Origin of the sequence: Guopingia tenuis (assembly GCF_014384805.1) — a bacterium.
In the GTDB taxonomy this organism is placed as follows: domain Bacteria; phylum Bacillota; class Clostridia; order Christensenellales; family Christensenellaceae; genus Guopingia; species Guopingia tenuis.
On the sequence record NZ_JACRSS010000005.1, the window covers coordinates 42470 to 65107 of the forward strand.

At 55.0% G+C, this 22638-nt stretch carries 22 protein-coding genes; 18 read left to right on the forward strand and 4 right to left on the reverse strand.

The window, feature by feature from the left end:
- The first annotated feature begins 19 nt into the window (after nucleotides 1-19).
- From H8693_RS09280 to H8693_RS09305, 6 genes are all read left to right on the forward strand, one after another.
- Nucleotides 20-1084 carry an ABC transporter substrate-binding protein gene (locus tag H8693_RS09280; RefSeq protein WP_178618128.1) on the forward strand — a complete coding sequence of 355 codons (1065 nt, stop codon included), beginning with the start codon at nucleotides 20-22 and terminating at the stop codon, nucleotides 1082-1084.
- Between the two features lie 383 nt (nucleotides 1085-1467).
- Nucleotides 1468-2358 carry an ABC transporter permease gene (locus tag H8693_RS09285; RefSeq protein WP_249280737.1) on the forward strand — a complete coding sequence of 297 codons (891 nt, stop codon included), beginning with the start codon at nucleotides 1468-1470 and terminating at the stop codon, nucleotides 2356-2358.
- Nucleotides 2355-3143 (forward strand): ABC transporter permease, encoded by a 789-nt coding sequence (locus H8693_RS09290; protein WP_178618132.1) that lies wholly within the window; start codon nucleotides 2355-2357, stop codon nucleotides 3141-3143. The genes H8693_RS09285 and H8693_RS09290 overlap by 4 nt, the downstream gene beginning before the upstream one ends.
- A 2-nt stretch (nucleotides 3144-3145) precedes the next feature.
- Nucleotides 3146-3697 (forward strand): cysteine hydrolase family protein, encoded by a 552-nt coding sequence (locus H8693_RS09295; RefSeq protein ID WP_249280824.1) that lies wholly within the window; start codon nucleotides 3146-3148, stop codon nucleotides 3695-3697.
- Nucleotides 3678-4715 carry an ABC transporter ATP-binding protein gene (locus tag H8693_RS09300; RefSeq protein WP_178618137.1) on the forward strand — a complete coding sequence of 346 codons (1038 nt, stop codon included), beginning with the start codon at nucleotides 3678-3680 and terminating at the stop codon, nucleotides 4713-4715. Before H8693_RS09295 ends, H8693_RS09300 begins: the two co-directional genes overlap by 20 nt.
- A 10-nt stretch (nucleotides 4716-4725) precedes the next feature.
- On the forward strand, nucleotides 4726-6921 hold the full coding sequence (locus tag H8693_RS09305; protein WP_249280738.1) for an MGH1-like glycoside hydrolase domain-containing protein: 2196 nt from the start codon (nucleotides 4726-4728) through the stop codon (nucleotides 6919-6921).
- A gap of 72 nt (nucleotides 6922-6993) precedes the next feature.
- Here the strand turns inward: H8693_RS09305 and H8693_RS09310 are convergent, their stop codons facing one another.
- Nucleotides 6994-7320 (reverse strand): TfoX/Sxy family protein, encoded by a 327-nt coding sequence (locus tag H8693_RS09310; RefSeq protein WP_249280739.1) that lies wholly within the window; start codon nucleotides 7318-7320, stop codon nucleotides 6994-6996.
- Nucleotides 7321-8067: 747 nt separating this feature from the next.
- Here H8693_RS09310 and H8693_RS09315 point away from each other — a divergent pair.
- Nucleotides 8068-8937, forward strand: coding sequence for a D-psicose 3-epimerase (locus H8693_RS09315; RefSeq protein ID WP_249280740.1), 870 nt, complete (start codon nucleotides 8068-8070; stop codon nucleotides 8935-8937).
- A gap of 352 nt (nucleotides 8938-9289) precedes the next feature.
- Here H8693_RS09315 and H8693_RS09320 read toward each other — a convergent pair whose 3' ends face one another.
- Both H8693_RS09320 and H8693_RS09325 read right to left on the reverse strand, forming a co-directional pair.
- Nucleotides 9290-9736, reverse strand: coding sequence for a zinc ribbon domain-containing protein (locus tag H8693_RS09320; RefSeq protein ID WP_249280741.1), 447 nt, complete (start codon nucleotides 9734-9736; stop codon nucleotides 9290-9292).
- A 464-nt stretch (nucleotides 9737-10200) separates the two neighbouring features.
- Nucleotides 10201-12534, reverse strand: coding sequence for a transglycosylase domain-containing protein (locus tag H8693_RS09325; RefSeq protein WP_249280742.1), 2334 nt, complete (start codon nucleotides 12532-12534; stop codon nucleotides 10201-10203).
- 191 nt (nucleotides 12535-12725) lie between these two features.
- On the opposite strand from H8693_RS09325, the gene H8693_RS09330 reads away from it, so the two are divergent.
- From H8693_RS09330 to H8693_RS09370, 9 genes are all read left to right on the forward strand, one after another.
- Entirely contained in the window at nucleotides 12726-13028 is a 303-nt protein-coding gene (locus H8693_RS09330; protein ID WP_178618329.1) for an STAS domain-containing protein, read from the forward strand.
- A gap of 14 nt (nucleotides 13029-13042) precedes the next feature.
- Nucleotides 13043-13477: an anti-sigma F factor gene (gene spoIIAB / locus H8693_RS09335; RefSeq protein WP_249280743.1), complete on the forward strand. Its 435-nt coding sequence runs from the start codon at nucleotides 13043-13045 to the stop codon at nucleotides 13475-13477.
- On the forward strand, nucleotides 13474-14196 hold the full coding sequence (locus H8693_RS09340; protein WP_178618323.1) for a SigB/SigF/SigG family RNA polymerase sigma factor: 723 nt from the start codon (nucleotides 13474-13476) through the stop codon (nucleotides 14194-14196). Before spoIIAB ends, H8693_RS09340 begins: the two co-directional genes overlap by 4 nt.
- A gap of 72 nt (nucleotides 14197-14268) precedes the next feature.
- Nucleotides 14269-14703, forward strand: coding sequence for a hypothetical protein (locus H8693_RS09345; protein WP_249280744.1), 435 nt, complete (start codon nucleotides 14269-14271; stop codon nucleotides 14701-14703).
- A 311-nt stretch (nucleotides 14704-15014) separates the two neighbouring features.
- Complete coding sequence (gene spoVAC / locus H8693_RS09350; RefSeq protein WP_249280745.1) at nucleotides 15015-15491, forward strand: stage V sporulation protein AC; 477 nt, start codon at nucleotides 15015-15017, stop codon at nucleotides 15489-15491.
- An 11-nt stretch (nucleotides 15492-15502) separates the two neighbouring features.
- The gene (gene spoVAD / locus H8693_RS09355) at nucleotides 15503-16537 is read left to right on the forward strand and encodes a stage V sporulation protein AD (protein WP_249280746.1); all 1035 of its coding nucleotides are present in this window, start codon (nucleotides 15503-15505) and stop codon (nucleotides 16535-16537) included.
- A 9-nt stretch (nucleotides 16538-16546) separates the two neighbouring features.
- A complete protein-coding gene (gene spoVAE, locus H8693_RS09360; protein WP_178618340.1) occupies nucleotides 16547-16903 on the forward strand; it encodes a stage V sporulation protein AE in 357 nt (118 codons plus the stop codon).
- 69 nt (nucleotides 16904-16972) lie between these two features.
- The gene (locus H8693_RS09365; RefSeq protein WP_249280747.1) at nucleotides 16973-18220 is read left to right on the forward strand and encodes a competence/damage-inducible protein A; all 1248 of its coding nucleotides are present in this window, start codon (nucleotides 16973-16975) and stop codon (nucleotides 18218-18220) included.
- A gap of 261 nt (nucleotides 18221-18481) precedes the next feature.
- The gene (locus tag H8693_RS09370) at nucleotides 18482-18958 is read left to right on the forward strand and encodes a hypothetical protein (protein WP_249280748.1); all 477 of its coding nucleotides are present in this window, start codon (nucleotides 18482-18484) and stop codon (nucleotides 18956-18958) included.
- Here the strand turns inward: H8693_RS09370 and H8693_RS09375 are convergent.
- Entirely contained in the window at nucleotides 18927-19649 is a 723-nt protein-coding gene (locus H8693_RS09375; protein ID WP_249280749.1) for a hypothetical protein, read from the reverse strand. The genes H8693_RS09370 and H8693_RS09375 overlap by 32 nt on opposite strands.
- 121 nt (nucleotides 19650-19770) lie before the next feature.
- Here H8693_RS09375 and H8693_RS09380 point away from each other — a divergent pair, with 121 nt between their 5' ends.
- Together H8693_RS09380 and spoIIE are read left to right on the forward strand one after the other, a co-directional pair.
- Nucleotides 19771-20070 carry a hypothetical protein gene (locus tag H8693_RS09380; RefSeq protein WP_249280750.1) on the forward strand — a complete coding sequence of 100 codons (300 nt, stop codon included), beginning with the start codon at nucleotides 19771-19773 and terminating at the stop codon, nucleotides 20068-20070.
- 158 nt (nucleotides 20071-20228) lie between these two features.
- Complete coding sequence (gene spoIIE, locus H8693_RS09385; RefSeq protein WP_249280751.1) at nucleotides 20229-22586, forward strand: stage II sporulation protein E; 2358 nt, start codon at nucleotides 20229-20231, stop codon at nucleotides 22584-22586.
- Nucleotides 22587-22638: the final 52 nt, after the last annotated feature.

Consider the following 22638-nt stretch of genomic DNA (forward strand, 5'->3'; position numbering starts at 1 on the left):
TTGAAATTTAGGAGGAAATATGAAAAAGACGGTAAGTTTGTTGATGGCGGTTCTGCTCCTGTTCGTCCTGCTGGCGGGCTGCGCGGGCGGCGGGGAACGCACGCTGGTGGTGGCCAACTGGAAGGGCTACGGCTCGGACTCGGAATATGCAGTCGAGCAGTTTGAAAAGGCGAACAACTGCAAGGTGGTGCATCAGTATTATGATTCCCTGGAGCAGATGCTCACGATGATCCGCCAGGGCGGAAACGGAAAGATCGATGTGGTTCTCTCCAATATGGCCTATACCGACACGGCCAAGAAGGAGGGCCTGATCTCCGCCATCGACACGAGCAAGCTGGAAAATTACGCAAGCCTTCAGGAAAGCCTGAAAGAGGTGGAGGACGTTGTAGACGAGGAAGGCAAGGTCTATGGCGTGCCGTGGATGTGGGGAACGACGGCTCTTGGATATAACAAAGAGGCGGTTGGGAAGGAAATCGATTCCTGGTCCGCTCTTTGGGACGAAGCAAACCAGGGCAAGGTAACCATGTTTGACGACCATATCACGGCAGTTCTGGTGGCGGCCATGTATATCGGGGAAGAGGATCCCTATAACGCCGACCTCTCCAAAATCGAGGAGGCGCTTATGGCCCTGAAGAAAAACTGCAAGCTCTATTGGACGAGCTATGACTCCTTTGCAAAGCCTTACAGCGCCGGAGAGATCACCATGGGGCCGCTCTGGTCAGGCGCAGCGACCCAGCTGAATGCCACGGGAGTGGATGTGGAATATGTCTATCCCAAGGAAGGCGTTGTGGCTTGGACGGACTACTGGTGCATGGTGGAAGGAACGAAAAATGAGGATCTGGCGATGAAGTGGATCGACTGGATGAGCTCTGAAGATTTCCAGAAGGAATATTCTTCGGATCTGGAGGGGCAGCCGCCGGTTCCGGCCAATGTGAAGGTGCAGGAAACGCTTTCCGACGATGTCCGCAAGGCGCTCTATATCGATGGCGACATGCCCGAAAAGCTCTATTTCCAAAAGGCGATCCCTGAAGAAACCAACCAGGCGTGGTTGGATCTCTGGAACAAGGTCAAGGCAGCCCAATAGCGCCTCGCCGCACCTTGCCGGTGGGGCGTGACCGGAACCTGGGGCGGCGGAGGTTTGCGCGCATTGGATAAAAACGGTGCGAACAAAATCCGCTTTCGCATCTCGCCGGTGGGGTGCGGCCGGAACCAGGTTCGGCAAAAGTTTGCGTTGCAGAAGAAAAACAAAGCGCAGAAAGCCCGCTTTGGCACTTCCCGTGTGGCGGCATGGTTGAATTTCGGGATGGCGGAGTCGGGGATTTTTGCCGGGCAGCGATTGGATTTATATCGCAGGCGGAATATATCTCGCAAAGACGACGGGGGATGTATCCATGGGCAGAAGGCCGTGCAGACATAGCCGCTGTGTTTTGCCGACGCAGTATAACGGATTTCCAGGTGGAAAAACACATGAAAAATTTGGAAAATCAAACGAAACAAGCGCATAGCCGGGGGCGCAGTGGATTGGCCTCTTTCGGCCTTCTGCTGCCCGGCGGGGGCATGCTGGCACTGCTGGTGGCTGCGCCGCTCATCCTGCTCATAGTGGCCAGCTTTTGCGCCAATGATAGTTTTTCCGGCGGTTTTACCCTGGCCAATTACCAGCAGGTATTTGCGGACGGCGTGTTTACTTCCCTGATGGGAAAATCCGTGCTCATGGGCCTGGCGGTGACGCTGGGATGCGTCCTTCTGGCCTATCCGGTGGCTTATGGCCTGGCAAAGCTGGTTTCCGAGCGGGCCCGGGGGAGCCTGATCGTTCTCATCATCATTCCCTTTTTTACCTCGCAGTTATTGCTCATTTATTCCATGATCGTGCTGCTGCAGGGCCAGGGACCGCTCATGAGCCTTCTGGCGCTGTTTGGCGCAGACCCATCCGCCAGCATTCTCTATACGGATGCGGCGGTGTTTCTCATTCTGCTCTATGAATTTCTGCCCTATATGGTGCTCTGCCTCTATTCCGCCATCGCCAAGATCGACGATAACCAGCTCCGTGCGGCGCAGACGCTGGGGGCCGGGCGGGTGAAGCGGTTCACCAGCGTGATTTTCCCAAAGAGCCTGCCCGGGCTGCTTTCCGGCATCCTTCTGGTGTTTGTTCCCGTGACAGGGAGCTTCGTGGAGCCGGATCTGGCCGGGGGAAGCAGCGGCATGATGGTGGGGTCGCTCATCAATTCCAATTTTGCCGCCGCCTATAACCTGGGGCGCGGCGCGGCGCTTTCCGTGCTGTTTCTCGTCATTTTAACGGCGATTACGCTTGTCATCAACGGCCTGCTGCGCTGGGCCGGAAGAGGGAGGCAGAGGCTATGAAAAAGAAATATCCCTGGGTCCGGGCAATCATGATTTTGGTTTATGCGTTTATGTTTCTGCCCATCGGGATCGTAATACTCATGTCCTTTAACGCTTCGCCGTATGGCACATTTCCCTTTGAATTTACGACAAAATGGTATGAGTTGCTGTTTTCCGGCGGGGATCTGGGGCAGGCCACGGCGCTCTCCCTGATCTTTTCCCTGCTGGTGGCGCTGGCCGCCGTGCTGATCGGGCTGCTCACGGCCCAGGGAATGCGGCGCATCGGCAAAAGAAAGGCGGCGGTGTTCAGCCAGCTTTTGAACTCCGCCATCATCGTGCCCTGGCTGGTGCTGGGGATTGCCATGCTCATCCTGTTCAACATGACCGGGCTGGGGCGGTCGTATCTGGGGATGTTTCTGGGGAATACGGTGGTCGTTCTGCCCTATGTCGTGCTGCTGGTCTATCCGGCGCTTTTGGAGCAGAAGCCCAATGCCGAGAGCGCGGCGCGCACTCTGGGGGCGAGCCCCCTGCGGGTATTCTGGACGGTGACGCTCCCGGGTATTCTCCCGGCAGTGGCGGCCGGCGGACTGATGGCCCTCATGGTCTGCTTCAACAATTTCGTGATTCAATATTATCTGGCGCCCTTTGGCGTGCGGACGCTGCCCCTGGAGATTTATAATCTGGTGCGGGTGGGCTATAAGCCGGATATCAACGCCCTGGCGTCCATCATGGTGGTGGTGTCGGTGGGGCTGGTGCTGCTGGTTTCCCGGCTGGGCTTTGGAAAGAAGAAAGGACTGTTTTGGTAGGGATGGAAAATCTGTTGGTAGTGATTGACATGCAGAAGGTGTTTATGGGAAGCGAATGGCAGGTTCCGGAGATCCGCAAGGCCGAGAAGCATATTCTCGAGCTGCTGCCGCATTTTGAGGATGCTGTTTTTACCCAGCATGTCACGGCAAAGCAGCCCCGGGGCACCTGGAAGCGGTATAACGAGGTATGGGGCTATCTGGACGAAGACCCGGCGAATATCGAGATCTTAGACCGACTGAAGCCCTATGCCCGGGAGGTTTATTGGAAAACCACCTATTCTGCCTTTGGCAACCCGGATTTTGCCGCCCGGGCCGAGGCAGCGGGGCGCATCTTTATCACCGGCGTGCAGACCGAATTCTGTGTGCTGGCTACGCTGCTGGATGCGGTGGATCGAGGCATCGAAACCGTCTATGTGGCGGACGCCTGCGCGGGGGAAAAGCCCATGCTGGAGCAGGCGGTGGAGGAGATTGTCCGGCGGATGCCTTCCCAGGTGGATTTTCGGACAGCCGGGCAGGTAATCGAGGAGGTATTCCATGGCAAAGCTGTGCATTGAGGGCGTGAGCAAGGCATTTGGCGAAAAGCAGGTGCTTTCAGACATAAATTTGACGGCGGAAAGCGGCGAATTTGTGGCACTGCTGGGGCCGTCGGGCTGCGGAAAGACGACGCTGCTCAACACCATCAGCGGCATTCTCCGCTCGGACGCCGGGCGTGTTCTGGTGGATGGGCGGGATATCGGCGGCCTGCCCGTGGAGAAGCGGAATATCGGCATGGTATTCCAGAATTACGCGCTGTTTGACCATATGAGCGTGGGCCAAAACCTGGCCTATGGCCTGAAAATCCGCCGGGAATCCCGGGAGGAAATTCGGAAGAAGGTGTCCGAGGCTCTCGAGATGGTGCGCCTGCCGGGGACGGAGAAGCGCAGAATTTCCAGCCTGTCCGGCGGCGAGCAGCAGCGGGTGGCGCTGGCCCGGGCCATCATCCTGCGCCCGGATATCCTGCTTTTGGATGAACCGCTCTCGGCCTTGGATAAAAACATCCGGGAACAGATGCAGTTTGAAATCAAGCGCATTCAGAAGGAAACCGGGATCACCACGGTTTTTGTGACCCATGACCAGGGCGAGGCGCTGGCCATGGCGGATAAAATTGCCATCATGCGCGGGGGCGAGATCGTCGAGGAGGGAAAGCCCCAGGATATTTATGTGCGGCCGGAATCCTATTTTGCCGCCAGTTTCCTTGGAACCAACAACCTGATCCGGGGAACGTATGATGCGGCGGGCCGCCGGATGGCAGCGGGAGAGCTGTTTCTGCCGCTGGAGCGGCGGGATTTTCAAGACGGGCAGGAGGTCGCGGCGGCCATCAAGGAGGAATATGTGCACATCACAAAGCCCGGGAACGGGCTATCCGGCGTACTCACGGAAAAGCTGTTTTTGGGGCAGCTGGTGCGCATGAAGGTGTCGGTAGCAGGGCATGAACTCAAAGCCGTGGCTATGGAGAAAGAGGCCCGGGAGCTGCTGGTAGGCGAGACGGTGGGGGTAGAATTGGAGCATATCCAGGCGTTTGCCGTCCAGTGAGGAGAGGATTATGGGAGTATCGGTTGAAAAATATTGGAATACATGGAGCACGCTGAGCCCGGCGGTAATGGAGTTTTTGCCGGCGGGCTTTGCCATCTGCCCAGGGGTATACAGCGATTCGGCGGCGGACGTTTCCAGCCTGCCCTTTGGCGAAAATATCCGGTTACGGGAGCATGAGAAGGATGGACGCTATACCCGCCTGACGGCGGAATTTCACGGCACAGTTTTGGAGATCGAATATGCCAAGGCGGATGCCTATACCGTTCTTTGCCGCATACGCACCCTGCAAAACGGCGAATGGGGCCTGCGGTTTATGGTCAATGTTGCTCTCGGGTTTCTCCACAAGCCCGGGAACATGCAGGGAACCATGGGGGCATATCGCAGCTACCGCATTGCGGCGGCCTTTGCCGGCGAGCCCATCCGCGTGGCATTTACGGACACGCCGGATGAGGAAAACGAGAAGATGCGGGAGCTGGGCTATTATGCTCCCGAGATCCGCAAAGAGAATCCCCGCTTCGCCGTGGCGAAATTCAACCTGGAGCTGACCCCGGAGATCCGCTTTGCCGTCTGCGCCGCCAACAGTGAGGAACTGGCCCAAGCCGGCGCAGAACAGGCGCTGCTTTTGGATATGGAGGCGCTGAAGGAGGCGGCTCTGGCAGACGCCCTGCAAATCGAAGGAACCCATGGCTGCGCCGCCGAGGCCATCCGGGATGTGATGGCGTGGAACGCGGTGTATGACCACCATAACCACCGGCCCTTTACCTCCATCACCCGCTATTGGATCGACCGCAAATTCGGCGGCTGGTTTGTCTGGCTGGACGATCTTTTCTATCATGGCCTCATCAGCCTGGTGAGCGGGGATACGGAAATGGCCCGGGAGAACATTCTGGCCGCCCTCTCCAATGCCTGCCCGGCGGGCAACTTTGCCTGCCTGATGAGTGAATATACCGAATGGGTGGACCGTTCCCAGCCGCCCATCGGCGCCTTTATCGTCTATAAATACTATCTCTATACGGGAGATACTGCGCTTTTGCAGCGGGCGCTGCCCCTGTTCCGCGCGTCCATCGCGTGGTGGAAAAAATGCCGGCGCACGCCGAATGGTTTGTTCGCCTATGGCAGCGGGAATCTGGGGAACGGCCATTTTAAGGATACCAAGCTGGCCGCCAAGGATGAATCTTCCATGGATAACAGCCCCATGCATGACACGGCGGAATACGATAAAAAGACGCATCTGCTGGATATGAACGACATTGCCTTAAACTGCCTGCTGGTGATGGAGGCCGAGAACACGGCGCAGATCTGCCGCGCTCTGGGGCAGGATGGGGCGGAATATGACGCCTTTGCCAGGGAGCTGGGCGAAGCGGTCAATGCCCAGCTATATGACGAAGAACGGGAAATCTATGCCAACCGGAAGCTGGACGGGAGCTTTGCCAGCGTTTCCCCCACCAGCTTTTACCCCATGACAGCAGGGATTGCGCCGGAAAATCGCCAAAATAAGCTCCTGGCCCATATGTTTGATGAAAAAGAGTTTTTCACCTTTGCCCCCTTCCCGGCCATCAGCGCCGACGATCCGGCGGCAGGGGATGATATCTACTGGCGGGGCCGGATGTGGCCGCCTCTCAATTTCATGACCCACGCAGGCCTCCGCCGTACGGGACACGACCGCGAGGCATATCGGCTGGCCAAGCGGTGCATGGAGGTGTTTGAGCCGGGATGGCGGGAGGAAAACGCCTGCTATGAGAATGTCAACGCCTTTACCGGCGTGGGGAAAAGCCCGGATGCGGACCCGTATTATGGCTGGGGCGCCTTGATCCCCCTCATGTGGGTGCTGGAGCATATCGACGTGGACGCCCAGTTTGGCCTGCATGCGGCGGCCTGGGCCGAGAAGCCCTTTATCCTGAAAAACGGGCGATACCATGGCAAACGGCTGGAATACCAGGTGGATGAGAAGGAAGCGCGGCTTTCCATCGGCGGTGAGCCGATATTTGCCGCAAAAAACCTGCGCGGACGGATTCGCCATATCCGTTGGGAAGGGGAGCTTCTGGCTTTCACCATCGATCCGCAGCCCCAGGCCGGCGGAGAAATCCTTCTGCCGGAAGGAGAGTATCTGGCAATTTGGGTCAACGGCGAGCCGGCAGCTCCGGAAAGCCGGCGGATTTCTCTCCCTGAGGGAAGGCAGACGGAGATTCGCGCCATTAAAAAATAAAAGAAACCACCCGGAAAACCGTTTGCCGGGTGGTTTCTATTGCCAATGCGGGAAAAAGGGAAGGCGGCTGATTTAAAGCCGCTCCTTTTTGCGCTTCTTTTTAGGATAGGGCGTGATTGGTTCCAGTAGAGAGACGATCCGGCGGCTGAAACTACGGTTGTCGATATCCAGGATATAGTGCTCCCGGGCCCCCGCATAGGGCGGGGCGGATTCGGCTCCCGCCATTTCCTCTCGGATTTCTTCCAGCATTTTCACATATACCGTATTGTCGCAGACCAGCAAAACCGGCTTTTCGTTGACATAGACCAGATATTCACCGAACATTTTGCGATAGCGGATTTCCCCGCAGCCCGCGATCTGCTCCACGACATATTCCATAAATTCCGGACTGGTAGCCATGACGACGCCTCCTTTATTTCGGTTAACAACAGTATAACAGGGGTTTTGGGCCTTTTGCAACAAAAACCGGGAACCATCCCGGCGCTGTCGGCATCTGTGAGGAAAAACCGCGGTTGTGCTGCAGGGGAAGGGCATGCTATAATAAATAAAAGCCCTCGCCGGGCAGGCATGACCGCGATGAGAAGTACGGAAAGCGGGGCTTTTCCGGCCCAAGAAAGGGCAGGACAAAACGCGATGAAATAACGCTCTCGCCGGGCGGGCATGACCGCGATGAGAAGTACGGAAAGCAGGGTGTTTCCGGCCCAAGAAAGGGCAGGACAAAACGCGATGAAATAACGTCATCGCTGTGCAGGCATGACCGCGATAAGAAGCGCAGAAAGCAAAGTATTTTCGATGCAGAGAAGGGCACAGGTGAAAGGCTGCAAATAATGCCCTTGCCACCGACGATACACGATCACAATAAAAAAGCTGAAATACAAAAATCTCTGGCGAAAGGGATCGTGCAGAGGCATGGATATGAAACTTTGCTGAAAAGACGCAGGGCAGTTTGCAGAGCTTGGGGAAATTTTAACCGGGAGCAAAACTTTTCCTGCCGGATAGAATCCGGGAAACTATCTCTCCGGGGCGTGCAGGAAAGGTAAATGGCAGGGCCGGAGAAAAATTCTCTGTCTGCTTTCCGGTATTCAATGGAATGAAATTCACGCCTTTGCGGCGCGTATAAAATAAAAAAGCTATAGGAGGGGAAATATGAAATATGGCGTATATTATGCCTATTGGGAGACCCAGTGGGCGGCAGATTATGTGAAATACTGCAAAAAGGTCAAAAACCTGGGCTTTGATATCCTGGAGATCGCCGGCGGCGGCCTGGGGGATATGACGGACGGCGAGCGCCGGGAGCTGCGGGACGTTTCCAAAGATCTGGGAATTACGCTTACCACCGGCATCGGCCTTCCGGCAGACGTCAATGTCTCCTCTCTGGACGAGAGCGTCCGGAGAAAGGGAATCGACTATATGAAGCATCTCATCCGCTGCATGGATGCCATCGACTCCCGTTCCATCGGCGGCACGGTTCATGCCTATTGGCCGGCGGACTATTCCAAACCCTTTGACAAAGAGGCCGAGCGGGCCCAGAGCATCAAAAGTGTGCTGGAGCTATCCGATTACGCCGCGGATTATGGCGTGACCCTTCTCATCGAAACCCTCAACCGCTTTGAGCAGTACCTCATCAACGATTCTCACGAGGCCCTTGCCTATATGCAGGATGTGAACCGGGAGAATGTGAAAATGCTTCTGGATGTGTTCCATATGAATATCGAAGAGGACAGCATTGCCGAAGGGATTCGCCGCTTGAAGGGATATATCGGGGAGATCCATGCGGGAGAGAAAAACCGCAAGGTTCCCGGCAAGGGGACGATGCCCTGGGATGAAATTGCCCAGGCGCTCCATGAGGTGGGCTTTGACGGCAATGTGGTCATGGAGCCTTTTGTCCGCCCCGGCGGGATTGTGGGCAGCGATGTCAAGCTCTGGCGCGACCTTTCCGGCGGCGCAGACGAGGCCAAGCTGGATCAGGATATCGCAGAATCTCTGGTGTTCCTGAAAGGAAAACTGGAAAAGTAAAAAAACGATGGTGCCCGGCGGGGAGCGCAGGGGTTGGATGGTTATAAAAAATAACCGGATTTAAAATTACTTGCGCCGCTGGCGCAAAAAAGGAAGCAAGGATAATTTTTTGAAACCTGCGCTTCGCTGCGGTTATAAAAAATAACCGGATCTAAGATTACCTGTGCCGTTGGTGCAAAAGGGAACTAAGGATAATTTTTTGTGTTCCGCGGCGGCAAAGGGATGGCACGGCGGTTTTTTTGAAGCCGCGTTTCATGACAGCTATAAAAAACAGACGCTTTTTATTTGCTATGCGTCTGTTTTTTATATTACTTATGTATATTTGCCAAGAATACAGCGCAGGGCGCGGAGATTATTCGGCCTCTTTCCAGTGATTCAGCTTTGGAAGCTGCTCCAGGAAAAAGGCCCGTGCCTGCTCGGGCGGCCAATTTTCGCTGGACATATGTTCTGTCAGAAAGTCGATCAGCTCGTCCAGGCTTGTATAGGCATATTTTCCATCTGCATAGCACCACTTGCAGTATTCTTCGTTGAAAGAACCGTCGGGTTCCCTGCTGACAGAGGAATCGTCCAAAGGCATGCCGCAGCATTGACAGATCCATGGGCGGGGAGCTCCCAAAAGCGTGTTGATGGATACGTCAAAAAACTTGGATAATAGCTTTAAGGTTTCGGTATTTGGAATTGTCTCTCCGGTCTCCCAACGGGACACCGCCTGCCGGGTCACATAGATTTGGCCCGCAAGCTCGTCTTGGGACAAGCCGTGTTTTGTCCGGAGCGCCAGTATTACATCCTTTGTTTCCATATGCATCACCTCACTGAAATTGTACTATGCACATGCCGGGAATACAAGCAACCCGCTGTTGCTAAAAGAACAGGTTGGCGCTTCCGACAAAAATTCTTATAGCCGGTTTTATCTGGTTCGTCTCGCTTTTATGATGAACTGAAAATGGCAAATAAAAAAATTCCCGGTTTGCATTATCCTCTATTTTGCTTTTCAGCGGTTGCATCCCATATTATATGATTTCCTCTGAAAACGGTAGAATCCAGCGAAAAATCCGGTTTTGTTCCCTTTGGAGAACAGACGGGAAAAAGGATGCTGTGCTTTTTCCTAAAAACCTGTTTTACAAAAATGAATTTTCAATGATGCCATATGTTTTGCTTGATACAAGTCTAATACATTGTTATTTCCTCTGAATATTTTGGGGCCGGGGACTTTTTTACAAGCCGCCGGGCGCCTTAGCTTTCTTTGAAAAAGCCAAGAAGGGATCAGTCCTTTTTAGGGGAATAAATGTATTGGGCGGAGGGGATAGCGTCGGTGGCGCTCGCACTTTCGCTGGGCAAAGGTGTGACGCGGTATATATACTGCTCCTCCGGTGCGGCGGTATAGTCGTTATACTGAACTTTCCCGCCGGTTCCGGTGATGCGGGCAATCTCAACCGGCGTTCCCTGGCCGCCGTCCTGCCGGGAGAGAAGATAGGGGACGCCCTCCTCGCTGGTGAACTCCAAAATCGGCCCCTGGCTGCCCAGTGTGACGGAGAAATCCCTGGGCGGTGTGAGAAGCGTATATTCCGGCTCCTCCTGGGGCATGTTTTCCCGGGTAAAATATTCAGTCACGATGTTGTCGCTGGGCGTATATTCCCCGGCCAGCTTGACTTCACATTGCTCGGTCAGCGCCTCTTTATCCAGCTTTGCCGCAAGAACCCCCGCGGGCGCGGAAAAGGAAGGGGCGCTCTTCTCTGCATAGATTTTTGAGAAGAAGCTCTTTGTGAGGGCGGCGGGATAGGTTCCGCCGGTTACGCCTTTGGGGAGATAATGGAGAGAATCGGTTTTGTCAAAGCCCATCCAGCAGCAAACGACATATTCCGGGTTATAGGCCACGATCCAGGCGTCTTTATTGTTGTTGGCGTCGTCATAGATGCTGGTTCCGGTTTTAGCCGAAAGGGGGACGTTTTCCAGCTTGAGATTCTTGGATGTTCCATATTCTACCGAGGAGGAGAGCATCGAGGACATGAGAAAGGAGGTCTCCGGGGAGAGGACGCTGTATTTTTCGGTTGTATTTTTGTATACTTCTTCTCCCTGCGCGTTCACGATGCGGCTGAGGGAGGAGGGCTCCTCATAATATCCGCCGTTGGCAAAGGGAAGATAGGAGGCGCACAGTTCCAGGGGCGTCACGCCGGTGGTGAATCCCCCGAGGGCCAGCGACAGGTTTTTATCTTTGGAATCAAAGGGAATGCCCACGCTGGAGGCATAGCTTTTGGCCCTGGCAACCGAGATCTCGTTTAAGAGCTTCACGGCCGGGACGTTGATGGAATAGGCAACGCAGTCCCGCAGCGTCACCCAGCCCCGGTAATTGTTCCCGGAATTCCGGGGAGAATAGCCATCAAAATTCTCCGGCTGGTCCAGAAGGAAAGATGTGGTGGAATACCCAGCATATTCCATGGCTGGGGCATAGACCATCACGGGCTTGATGGCGGAGCCGGGCTGACGGCGCATGGAGGTGGCCCGGTTCAGCGAGAGGCGGGCCGTATGCTCCCGCCCTCCCAGAATAGCGCAGATCTGGCCGGTTTTGGCATCCAGCGTGACGACGGCGCATTCGGCCTGCAGGCCGTCGGAGGCATTTTCCGGAAAGAGGGAATCATCCTCTGCCGTCTCCTCCAGCTGCGTCTGCATGGTGGGATCGAGATTCGTATAGATCCGATACCCTCCGGTCATAAGCTCTGTATAGCTGATGCCCAGCTGGGTCGTCGCCTCCTTGAGCACCATATCCGTGTAATAGCCATAGGGATAATCCTCGTCGGTATTCATATGGAGAGTAATGGTTTCGCTAACGGCGCTGTCATATTCCTCCTGGGTGATGATTTCATTTTTCAGCATCTGTTCCAGCACAAGATCCCGCCGCTCCAGAGCGTTGTCCATATGCAGATGCGGCGCATATTTGGACGGGGATTTGACAATTCCACACAGGAGAGCCCCTTCCGACAGGGTAAGCTCACTGGCAGATTTAGAGAAATAGGTCTGGGCGGCGGTCTCCACGCCATAGGCGCCGGCGCCGAAATAAATCTGGTTGAGATACAGCTCGAGAATTTCATCCTTGGAATACATGTCCTCCAGCTTAAAGGCCATCATGATTTCAGTCAGTTTTCGGCTGATATCCTGGTCAAAAACCAGGGTGGAATGCTTGATGAGCTGCTGGGATATGGTGCTGGCCCCCTGCTTGATGCTGCCGCTTTTGATATCCTCCACCAGCGCGCCCAAAATTCGGACGATATCGATGCCGTTATGCTCATAGAAGCGGCTGTCCTCCACGGCCAGAAACGCGCCGCGGACATATTCGGGGATATCCTCCAAGGAAACATAATAGCGCCGTTCGCTGCCCGAGAGGGCGGCAAACTGCTCGCCGTTTTTATCATAGAGGAAAGTGGAACGCTGCATATCCCGGGCGATAACCGCCGGATCGAAGGTCTGCCATTCTTTTATGCCCGCTAAATAGCAAAGGACGAATACAATGGAGGAAATTGTCAATACTAATAGGGAAAGTGCGCTGATTTTGGCGATTTTTCGGAATGTACCTCTTTTTTCCTTGATCTCATGTTCTGCCATTGGCCTTCTTTCCCTCCCTCAAAAATACTTCAAAACATAGTGTTGCCAGAGAGGGAAAAAATACATTGGTGAATTTTTGGAAGAAATGACAAACAAAGACAGCAGGGAACAAAACAAGCCGGTTTTCGTGGGAGGGAATTTCCGAGCTGGGAAGAATTTCTAGAGAATGACCAAGATGGGGGAGTGAAACCATGCAGATTCAAACAGCAAAAAAACAGAAAACACTGCGCCTGAAAGGGGAGATTGACCATCATACCGCTGAGGCGCTGCGCAGAAAAATGGACAAGCTCATTGGGGATGAGCAGCCCGACCGGCTGATTCTGGATTTCAGCGAGGTCAATTTGATGGACAGTTCAGGGATCGGGCTGATCCTGGGACGCTATAAAAAACTGAAGAAAAACGGCGCGGAGCTCTGCGTGACCAATCTAAACCGGCAGATTGACAAGGTTTTCCGGCTGGCAGGGCTATACCAGATTATCAAAAAGGTGAAATAACGGGGGCAGGAAAGATGAAAACGGAAAACAAAATGGAACTGAGCTTTTTGGGGATTTCGGAGAACGAAGGATTTGCACGGGTCTGCGCCGGGGCGTTTGCCGCGCAGGTAAACCCGACGATGGAGGAGATTGCGGATATCAAAACAGCGGTGTCTGAGGCTGTGACCAATGTCATCGTCCATGCCTATCCCGGCGAAGTGGGGAAGGTGGTTCTGCGGGGCGCCCTGCAGGAGGATCAGCTGGTGATCGAGGTGGAGGACTATGGCTGCGGTATTCCCGACCTGGAAAGCGCGCTTCAGCCATTCTATACGACGGTTGCCGGGGAAGAGCGCTCCGGCATGGGATTTACCGTCATGCAGACGTTTATGGACCAGATGTTCGTTTCCTCTGTGGTGGGACAGGGCACCAAGGTGACGATGGTCAAAAAATTTCAAAAGGCGAAAAAATGAGCGGACTGCTAACCCATGAGGAGACTCTCGCCCTGATCCGGGCGGCCCAGCATGGCGACGCGGCGGCAAAAGAAACCCTGGTTCTGAAAAATATCGCCCTTGTGAAGAGCATCGTCCGAGGCTATCTGCACCGGGGCGTGGATTTTGAGGATCTGATGCAGATTGGGAGCATGGGCCTTTTAAAAGCCATTGCGGGCTATGACACCCAGTATAACGTCCGATTCTCCACCTATGCCGTCCCCATGATTTCCGGGGAGATCAAGCGGTTTCTGCGGGATGACGGCATGATCAAGGTGAGCCGCTATCTGAAGGAAAACGCCATGAAGATCTACCGCGCCATGGACGCCTTTAAAAAGAAACAGGGACGCGACCCGACCATCGAAGAGATCGCCCAGACTACCGGCATTGAAAAGGAAGATATTGTGCAGTCGCTGGATGCCGTGAAGGATCCGGTTTCTCTCGATGAACCGGTCTTTGAAGAAAGCGAATCCACCCTGCTGGATACGCTCAAGGACGACGGCGGCAGCCAGGTGATCGACCAGCTTCTTATAAAAGAGCTGCTGGAAAAGCTCAGTGAGCGGGAACGGCAGATCATTCTTCTCCGGTTTTTCCGGGATAAAACCCAAAGCGAGATTGCACAGATCATCGGCGTTTCCCAGGTCCAGGTTTCGCGCCTGCTGGGCAAGACGCTGGAAAAACTCAAAAAGGCGGCGGAATGACCTTTGGCAGGATAAAACGCCGGATATGGGGGATACTGGCTGTAGAGTATAGAAAAGGAGGCAAAACAGCCAATGATCGAGCCGGATACGATAAAGCTGCTGCGGGAATGCGACACCGGAATCAAAATGGGAGTCGCATCCATTGATGAGGTTTTGGAGGCAGTGCATGACCAAGAATTCCGCGAGGCGCTCAGAGAATGCAGAACAGGGCATGAAAAGCTGGGGGAAGAAATACAGAGTCTTTTGGAGCAGGCCCATGACGATGGGAAAGAACCCAACCCCATGGCCAAAGGAATGTCCTGGATGAAAACCAATGTCAAACTGGCCATGGACGCATCCGATGAGACAGCGGCCGATCTCATCACGGATGGCTGCAATATGGGAGTAAAATCCCTAAGCAGATATTTAAACCAATATAAGGCCGCCAGCGAAACGGCCAAGAGCTTCACAAAACGCCTGATTCAAATGGAAGAGAATCTGGTCGTTGCGATCCGCCGCTTCTTATAGGAAGAAATACATGCAATATCGGAACAGACCTGTCAAAGGCAGAACGTGTTTGCGGGAAAAAGGAAAGGGAATATGCCCTTTCCTTTTTTCTATGCCAAGGGGAGGACGCAAAAAGAATAAAAGCCGCCGGATTTTGCCATACTAGGAAAAAACAAAAAAAGGGACCTATCGGCAAAGGAGGCAGAAGATGCAAGACTATCAGAGGATTCCCATTGAAGATCTGCATGGAAAAAACAGCCCCGGAGAAAACGAGATCCGGCGGCCGGATGCAGCCGGGCAGCAGGCGAGCCGGGAGCAGAAGGAGTAAGGGAATGGATATCAACAAGAGCATAAAAATCAAGAATTATAACGAATATGTGAAGCAGAAAATGCCCAAAAGCAAAGTGTTTCTGGACTGTATCAAGGCATTTTTTGTCGGCGGCGCGATCTGCACGGTTGGACAGGGCCTCCGGCTGCTGGCCCAGGAGGTGCTGCTCCTGGACGATAAGGGGACGGCGGCTTTTGTGGCTATGGTGCTGGTATTTCTGGGCGCACTGTTCACCGGGCTGGGACTCTACGACGTCCTTGGAAATTTTGCCGGTGCGGGGTCGATTGTGCCCATCACCGGCTTTGCCAATTCCATCGTGTCCCCCGCCATGGAGTATAAGCGGGAGGGCATGGTGCTGGGCGTGGGAGCCAAATTGTTTTCCATCGCCGGGCCGGTGCTTGTCTATGGCATCAGTGCGTCGGTGCTGGTGGGGATCGTCTATTTCATCCTCCATGCCTGCGGCGTGGCGACGCCCCTGTGAGGAGGAGACGAATGAGCAAGAAACACCGCGGCGCCCAAAGCGTCGCATTTGAGAAGCCGGTCTATCTCATCGGCCGGGGCTGCGTCGGCGGCGTGATGGAGGGAAAAGGCCCTCTGGCCCGCCATTTTGATATTCTGGCCAGCGATGCCCTCTGGGGCGAGGATTCTTTTGAAAAGGCGGAAAGAAAGTTCTTTTTTGAAGCGGCGAAAAAGGCCATAGAGAAGGGAAAGAAAAGCTCCCGGGATATCGACTTCCTGGTGGGCGGCGATCTTTTGAACCAGATCATTTCCGCCAGTTTTTCCGCCCGGGATCTGGATATCCCGTATCTGGGGCTGTATGGCGCCTGCTCTTCCATGGCAGAATCCCTGGCCGTCGGTTCCATGATCGTGGACGGCGGCTTTGCCAGCCATGTCCTATGCGCCACCAGCAGCCATTTCGGCGCGGCGGAGCGGCAGTTCCGCTTCCCTCTGGAGTTGGGCACACCCAAACCGCCCACCGGCCAGAATACGGCAACAGCCGCAGGGGCCAGCCTGCTTTCCGACGCCAACGACCTCGGCGACCCGGGATGCCCGGTCATCAGGCGGGCGACGATTGGGAATGTCGTGGACTTTGGCGTGACGGATGCCAACAATATGGGAGCGGCGATGGCGCCTGCGGCGGCGGAAACCATCCTGAACCATCTGGAGGATTTTTCCCTGGAGCCGGATTACTATGACAAAATCGTCACCGGAGACTTGGGAACCTTTGGTTCCGAACTTCTCATCGATTTGGCGAAGCAGGTGAGCGGAACAGATCTTTCCAAAGTGCATTACGACTGCGGCGCTTCCCTGTATGCCGGGCTGAAGAAGGTCTATTGCGGGGCCAGCGGCTGCGGATGCAGCGCCAGCGTATTGAACGGTTATCTGCTGGACGAGATGCAGGCGGGACGTATCCGGCGGATCTTGTTTGTCGCCACCGGCGCGCTTCATTCCCCCACCAGCGCGCAGCAGGGGGAAAGCATTCCCGGAATCGCCCATGGCGTGGCCATTGAGAGAGGAGATGTCTGAATGGATTTTATGGATTTTGTAAACGCGTTTTGGGTGGGCGGGCTGATCTGCGTCGTCGGGCAGCTGCTGCTGTCCCTGACCAACATGACCTCTGCCCGCATTCTGGTGGCCTTTGTCACGGCCGGGGTGATTTTGACGGCGTTGGGGCTGTATCAGCCCCTGGTGGAATTTGCAGGCGCGGGGGCCACCGTTCCCCTGACCGGGTTTGGCTATTCCCTAGCCACCGGGGTTATTGAGGCCATTGGGGAAAAGGGATTTCTCGGCGTGTTCACCGGCGGCATCACGGCAGGAGCGGCGGGGATCACCGCGGCCATTGTCTTTGGATATCTGGCGGCGGTGATCTTCAATCCCAAAATAAAAAAATAGACCTGGGCGCTATCCAAACGGGGAAAATCGTGATACACTGAACCCGAGAAACACGAAGGAGGCGCAAGGATGAAAGCGGAAATACTATGCGTGGGAACTGAGCTGCTTTTGGGGGATATTGTCAACACAAACGCGGCGTATCTCGCCCGGGAGCTGGCGGCGATGGGCATCAATGTCTATCACCAGACGGTGGTGGGCGATAATCCCGGGCGGCTCAAAGAGGCGCTGGGAGAGGCCTTTGGCCGGGCGGAATTGGTCATCATGACCGGCGGGCTGGGGCCAACCTATGACGACCTCACCAAGGAGACGGTGGCGGGCTATTTCGGCCGGGAGATGGAGCTGAACCAGCCTTCTCTCAAAGCTATGGAGGACTTTTTCTCCTGCCGGAATATGAAGATGTCGGAAAACAACAAAAAGCAGGCCATGATGCCCAAGGGCGCCACGGTTTTTGCCAACCATAACGGGACGGCGCCGGGGCTGGCCGTGGAGGGAGAGGGAAAGATTGCCATTCTCCTGCCCGGGCCGCCCCAGGAGATGCAGCCCATGTTTCAGGAGGGCGTGCGGCCTTTTTTGATGAAATATTCCGGGCAAATCATCCTCTCCCATTCCATCCACATGATCGGGATTGGGGAGAGCGCCCTGGAGCAGCAGATGCGGGAGAGCATGCTGGCCCATAAAAACCCTACCATCGCTCCCTATGCCAAGCAGGGAGAGGTGCTGCTCCGGGTGACGGCTTCGGCCAAAACCCGGGAAGAGGCGGAGGCGCTCCTGCGGCCGGAGGTGGAAGCCATCTGCCGGGAATACAGTGAATATGTCTATGGCGTGGACGTGGGGGATCTGCAGCATGCCCTGGTGGCCGAGCTTTTGAAGAAAAAGCGTATGGTAGCCACTGCCGAGAGCTGCACAGGAGGCCTGGTGTCCAAACGGATTACCGAGGTGCCGGGAAGCTCAGAGGTGTTTGAATGCGGCGTCTGCTCCTATGCCAACCGGATCAAGAGCCAGATTTTGGGTGTTGGGGAGGAAACCCTCGCGGCCCATGGTGCGGTGTCGCCGGAGACGGCGGCTGAAATGGCGGCGGGGATTCGGAAACTATCCGGGGCGGATATCGGGATTTCCGTTACGGGCATTGCCGGGCCGGGCGGCGGAACGCCGGAAAAGCCGGTCGGGCTTGTATATATCGGTGTAGACAGTGAGCCGTTGACCACGGTTGTCCGGCACCAGTTTGGCAGCCGGCGCAAGGATGGCCGGGAATATATCCGCTATGTGGCGGCGTCCAACGCCCTCCGTCTGGCCCTTCAGGCAGCAAAGCTCTTTTAAAGGCAGGAAGCCCGGGAGCGGCGAGTTGGCAGAGAGAAAACGGGCGGCGGGGTCTGCGTTTCTGCCTGCCGTATTTCTCTGCCCCGGGAAAAAGCGGCAGACGGTTCTTGTATGCAGTCTCGTCCGGGTTCCTTTCAAAAGAAAATTCCCGTAAACCCAAAAACGGGTTGGATAAAGCTCCTGGGAATATAAAAAACAGCGTGCAACAGCGCGCTGTTTTTTTATTGGCAGTCAATTCTTTTCAAAAAATGGAGCAAGACCTTGGGAAATTTTGAAGTGGTTCCATCCCTGCCAAAACCCTCCGTCGGGATGCCGGGGCATCCCGGGAAGAGAACCCAAGTCACAAAGGTTTCTTTGGTTCCTTCTTTTCAAAGGATGGGCAAAGCCTTTGGAAGTTTTGAAGAAATTCCCGCCCTTCCAGAAAACTTCGGACGGGATGCCGGGGCATCCCGGAAAGAGAACCCAAGTCATGAAAGTTTCTTTGGTTCCTTTCTTTTCAAAGAAAGGAACACCTTAAGAAGCGTATTCTGGGGAAAATGTATTGCCCTGCAAAAACGGCAGGATATATCTGCCGGCGGTTATGGCAGGAAAACGGAAAAATTTGAAATACCCGGGCCAAAGAAGGTACGCTGTGATGGAAAAAATATGTCCGCTGGAAATGACGTTTCCCGCATTTTTTTCAAAGAGGTTTCGGTTTTTCCCGGAGTTATGTTTTGTTTCCATTCATCATCTGCATGAGGCTGGCCATCATGGAGGGGTCCATGCCGCTGCCGCCGGCGCCTGAGTTCCCCATGTTTTTCATATTGCCCATCATTTTCATCATGTTCTGCATCTGCCCCATCTGGCCCATCATCTGCGCCATCTGTCCCATATTTCCCATGGGACCGGGATTTCCCTTGCCGCCGGGCCTGCCATTCGGGCCGCCCATCTGAGAAAGCAGACCCAGCATAGAGGCCATATCCTGGGCCGGGCCGCCGGGTTTGCCGGAATATTTCTGGATCTTGTCATTGATATCCAGCGCCCGCTCCAGCTGTGTAAAAGTGGCGTCGGATTCCCGGCCGCCATAGCGGCGCAGCACTTTCAAAAGCCCGAAGAGCTTTTCCCGATTGGTGAGGGCGCGCTTCATGGTATAGGGCTGGAGGCCGTGATACGGCCCGCGGGAAGCAATATCCCCGGCGATCTGCTGCATTTCCAAAAGGCCGTCGATGGTCTGCCGGTCGGGGGAGGAGACATAGGGATAGATATCCCGCAGCAGATGAAAGGCGGTTTTGTTGCATAGGCCGTCTTTGATGGTGAGGGAGAGGAGGGAAGCCAGAAGCGGCGAAAAGCCAGCCAGATGCTCCTCCGGAAACGGCGCCTCCGGCTGCGAAGCCGGGGGCGGCTGGTATACCGCCGAGCGGGGCGGGCGATGGGATGAAAAATTCTGCATGTGCATTCCTCCTTTGCATAAGGTGCCTATAGTATCTTATGTGGCGCAGGAAAAAAGTTGAACGGTTTTCCTCTGGAAAGAATATATATAGACAGAAAAAAACAAAGGAGGGCTTTTGCGGATGGCAAGAGATTTCAAAAGTTTTTTAAAGGGCAAAGGGAAAAATGTCGATCCGGAAATTGAGGAAAAAATCCCCCCGGAGCAGCGGGACACGGCCTATGCCCTGCGGGATCAGATCGCGCAGTATGAAGGAAAAAGCGAAAATGAGCTGATGGAACAGCTGTTTGCCGCGGTGGAGCAGGGAAAACGGGACGGCACTTTCTCCAAGGAGGCGCTGGAGCAGTTCGCCGGGCAGGTGGCACCCATGATGGACGCGGCCCAGCGGCAAAAGCTGCAAAATCTCATGCAGCAGATCGAATAAGGGCGAAAACAGAAAAAAACACCGGAAAACCCGAAAAAAGCGCGAAAAACCGGGGTAAATCTCCGCGGCAGACGACACCTTTCTGAAGGCTTTTGTGATTGAATGAATGATACACAAAACCATATATATACAAAAGATACAAAAGCGAGGAAGGAACCATGGCGGAATTACGAAGAGAGAGGCAAAAGGCAAAGATGGAGGTCAACGTCACGCTGCACAGTGTGATGACGCTGGGGATCGTGTTTGCGGCTGGATTTTTGATCGGCCGGGTGCGCATCAGCGACGGCATCTGGCCTTTTGGCGTGGCCTATGTTCTGGCGGCGTTTCTCCATGCCGACCGGATCAACCCCTATATGGCCCTGGGCGGCGTGCTGGCCGCCCTTGCCACCTATATTTCGCAGATGGACAACATCGCATTCAATTTCGCCGTGGTGGGGATTGCGGCGGCATTGATGATCGTGGCCAGCTGTCTGAAGCTCCCCATGCGGCCGCTGACTGCCATAATCGCGGCAGGAATTGCCTATCTCATCGGGACGCTGGCCTTCAAGCTCTCCTTGCTGCTGGCGGCGCTGTCCTCCCTGGTAGAGATGGGGCTCTGCATGCTCATGGTGCTGGTGCTCCATAACGCCTTCCGCTTTTTCGCCGAAAGCCGGCAGCGGCGGGTTCTGAGCGATGAAGAGATCATCAGCCTTCTCTTTGTGGCGATTCTGGGTGTGCTGGGGTTGGGAGATATCCATGTGTTCGGCGTATATCTGCGCAATATCGTCGCCGTTTATCTCTGCCTGATGGCGGGATTTCTGGGAGGCGCATCCGTGGGCGCCGGCGTGGGACTGGCCCTGGGGCTGGCCTGCGTCATCAGCGGGGCGGACACGCTTTATATGGCCAATCTGGGCATCTGCTCCCTGGTGGGCGGCGTATGCAAAAAGCTCAAACGGCCGGGAACCGCCATCGGTTTTCTGGCAACCAACCTTTTCATGACCTTTTATGCGGCGGAATCGGCCACACTCATCCTTCCCATCATCGACGCCCTGCTGGGCACGGCAGGCTTTCTGTTCACGCCCAAGAGCGTTTTGGAGTTCATCGGCAAATATGTGGATGTTAACCTGCTGCGTGTCCATGAGCAGAAGCTGCATCTGGAACGCTTCCGGGAGCTGACCACCGGGCGACTCAAGGAAATTTCCCGGGTGTTTGCCAATGCGTCCCGGATTTTTGCGGATTCAGCCAGCAAAAACAAAGAGACGGGGAGCATCTCCTATATGATCGGAACCATTCCCGAAAAGTGCTGCGCTTCCTGCATGTTCTGCCGGAGCTGCTGGGATGAGGATCTGGAAAAGACCTATGCCCTGATGCAAAAGCTCTATGAAAAATATGATAAAAACGGGAATATCTATGAACGGGATCTGGGACAGGCCTTCCAAAAAAAGTGTATCTATCCCGAACGGCTCATCAAGGCGGCCCGGAGCGTGTTTGAAAAATACCGTACCAACAGCAAATGGGAGAGCAAGATTGTGGAGAGCCGGGCTATGGTGGGCGAACAGCTCAACGGCGTTTCCCGGGTGATCGATTCGCTGTTAAAGGAAGTGCAGATCGATCTGGAATTCCGCCCGGATCTGGAAGAAGAGATCCGCATCGGCCTGGACGGCGCGGGGATCTCTGCCAAGGAGGTCTGCGCCTATATCTGCGGCGGAAATATCCAGGTAAACCTGCTTTTGAAAAACTGCCATGGGCAGGAGCTCTGCCGGACCCGGGTGCAGCGGGTGATCTCCGAGGCCTGCGGCGTTCCCATGCAGATGCAGGATCTGGGCCCCTGCACGGGGCGGAAATACTGCCGCCTGCGCTATGAGCAGGCCAAGGCCTATAGCCTGCAGAGCGGCATTTCCCGGATGAAGAAGGAAGGAAGCAAGGTTTCGGGCGACGCCTATTCTTTTGAAGGGCTGCGGGACGGCCGGTTTATGCTGCTTTTATGCGACGGCATGGGAAGCGGCGAGCGGGCCGCCCAGGAATCCAGCGCCGCCGTCTCCCTGATGGAGGATTTTTATAAGGCAAATTTCGACGATAAGACCGTATTGGATGCCATCAACAAACTGCTCCTTTTGAGCAGCAGCGATGAAATTTTTTCCACAATGGACCTCTGCATGATCAATCTCATCGATGGAAATGCAAAATTCACCAAGATCGGCGCGCCCCATTCCTATCTGATCCGGGGCAACACCATCAAAAAGTTACAGGCGGGCACACTGCCCATCGGTATCCTGGATGAATTCCGGCCGGCGGTTTATAACATGAAGGTGGAAAACGGCGACTTAATCATCATGTTTTCGGATGGGATTGCGGATCTGGAAAACGCGAGCGACGCCCTGTTTGAAACGATTTTGGAGGCGGCTAAGCTGCGCAGTACCCAGGAAATTGCCGACCGCATCCTCTCCATGGCCCTGGGCATCGACGGCGGGGAAGCAAAGGACGATATGACGGTGATGGTGACGCGGGTGGTGAAAAACCGGAGTTTTGCGGCATAGCGGGAGAATTGCAAGAACCCCTCATTCATGATAAAATAAATTGAACTTTTAT

Bases quoted from the DNA above. Each gene is read 5' to 3' on its own strand.
- H8693_RS09280 (WP_178618128.1), top strand. From the start codon at position 20: ATGAAAAAGACGGTAAGTTTGTTGATGGCGGTTCTGCTCCTGTTCGTC.
- H8693_RS09285 (WP_249280737.1), top strand. From the start codon at position 1,468: ATGAAAAATTTGGAAAATCAAACGAAACAAGCGCATAGCCGGGGGCGC.
- H8693_RS09290 (WP_178618132.1), top strand. From the start codon at position 2,355: ATGAAAAAGAAATATCCCTGGGTCCGGGCAATCATGATTTTGGTTTAT.
- H8693_RS09295 (WP_249280824.1), top strand. From the start codon at position 3,146: ATGGAAAATCTGTTGGTAGTGATTGACATGCAGAAGGTGTTTATGGGA.
- H8693_RS09300 (WP_178618137.1), top strand. From the start codon at position 3,678: ATGGCAAAGCTGTGCATTGAGGGCGTGAGCAAGGCATTTGGCGAAAAG.
- H8693_RS09305 (WP_249280738.1), top strand. From the start codon at position 4,726: ATGGGAGTATCGGTTGAAAAATATTGGAATACATGGAGCACGCTGAGC.
- H8693_RS09310 (WP_249280739.1), bottom strand. From the start codon at position 7,320: ATGGCTACCAGTCCGGAATTTATGGAATATGTCGTGGAGCAGATCGCG.
- H8693_RS09315 (WP_249280740.1), top strand. From the start codon at position 8,068: ATGAAATATGGCGTATATTATGCCTATTGGGAGACCCAGTGGGCGGCA.
- H8693_RS09320 (WP_249280741.1), bottom strand. From the start codon at position 9,736: ATGGAAACAAAGGATGTAATACTGGCGCTCCGGACAAAACACGGCTTG.
- H8693_RS09325 (WP_249280742.1), bottom strand. From the start codon at position 12,534: ATGGCAGAACATGAGATCAAGGAAAAAAGAGGTACATTCCGAAAAATC.
- H8693_RS09330 (WP_178618329.1), top strand. From the start codon at position 12,726: ATGCAGATTCAAACAGCAAAAAAACAGAAAACACTGCGCCTGAAAGGG.
- spoIIAB (WP_249280743.1), top strand. From the start codon at position 13,043: ATGAAAACGGAAAACAAAATGGAACTGAGCTTTTTGGGGATTTCGGAG.
- H8693_RS09340 (WP_178618323.1), top strand. From the start codon at position 13,474: ATGAGCGGACTGCTAACCCATGAGGAGACTCTCGCCCTGATCCGGGCG.
- H8693_RS09345 (WP_249280744.1), top strand. From the start codon at position 14,269: ATGATCGAGCCGGATACGATAAAGCTGCTGCGGGAATGCGACACCGGA.
- spoVAC (WP_249280745.1), top strand. From the start codon at position 15,015: ATGGATATCAACAAGAGCATAAAAATCAAGAATTATAACGAATATGTG.
- spoVAD (WP_249280746.1), top strand. From the start codon at position 15,503: ATGAGCAAGAAACACCGCGGCGCCCAAAGCGTCGCATTTGAGAAGCCG.
- spoVAE (WP_178618340.1), top strand. From the start codon at position 16,547: ATGGATTTTGTAAACGCGTTTTGGGTGGGCGGGCTGATCTGCGTCGTC.
- H8693_RS09365 (WP_249280747.1), top strand. From the start codon at position 16,973: ATGAAAGCGGAAATACTATGCGTGGGAACTGAGCTGCTTTTGGGGGAT.
- H8693_RS09375 (WP_249280749.1), bottom strand. From the start codon at position 19,649: ATGCAGAATTTTTCATCCCATCGCCCGCCCCGCTCGGCGGTATACCAG.
- H8693_RS09380 (WP_249280750.1), top strand. From the start codon at position 19,771: ATGGCAAGAGATTTCAAAAGTTTTTTAAAGGGCAAAGGGAAAAATGTC.
- spoIIE (WP_249280751.1), top strand. From the start codon at position 20,229: ATGGCGGAATTACGAAGAGAGAGGCAAAAGGCAAAGATGGAGGTCAAC.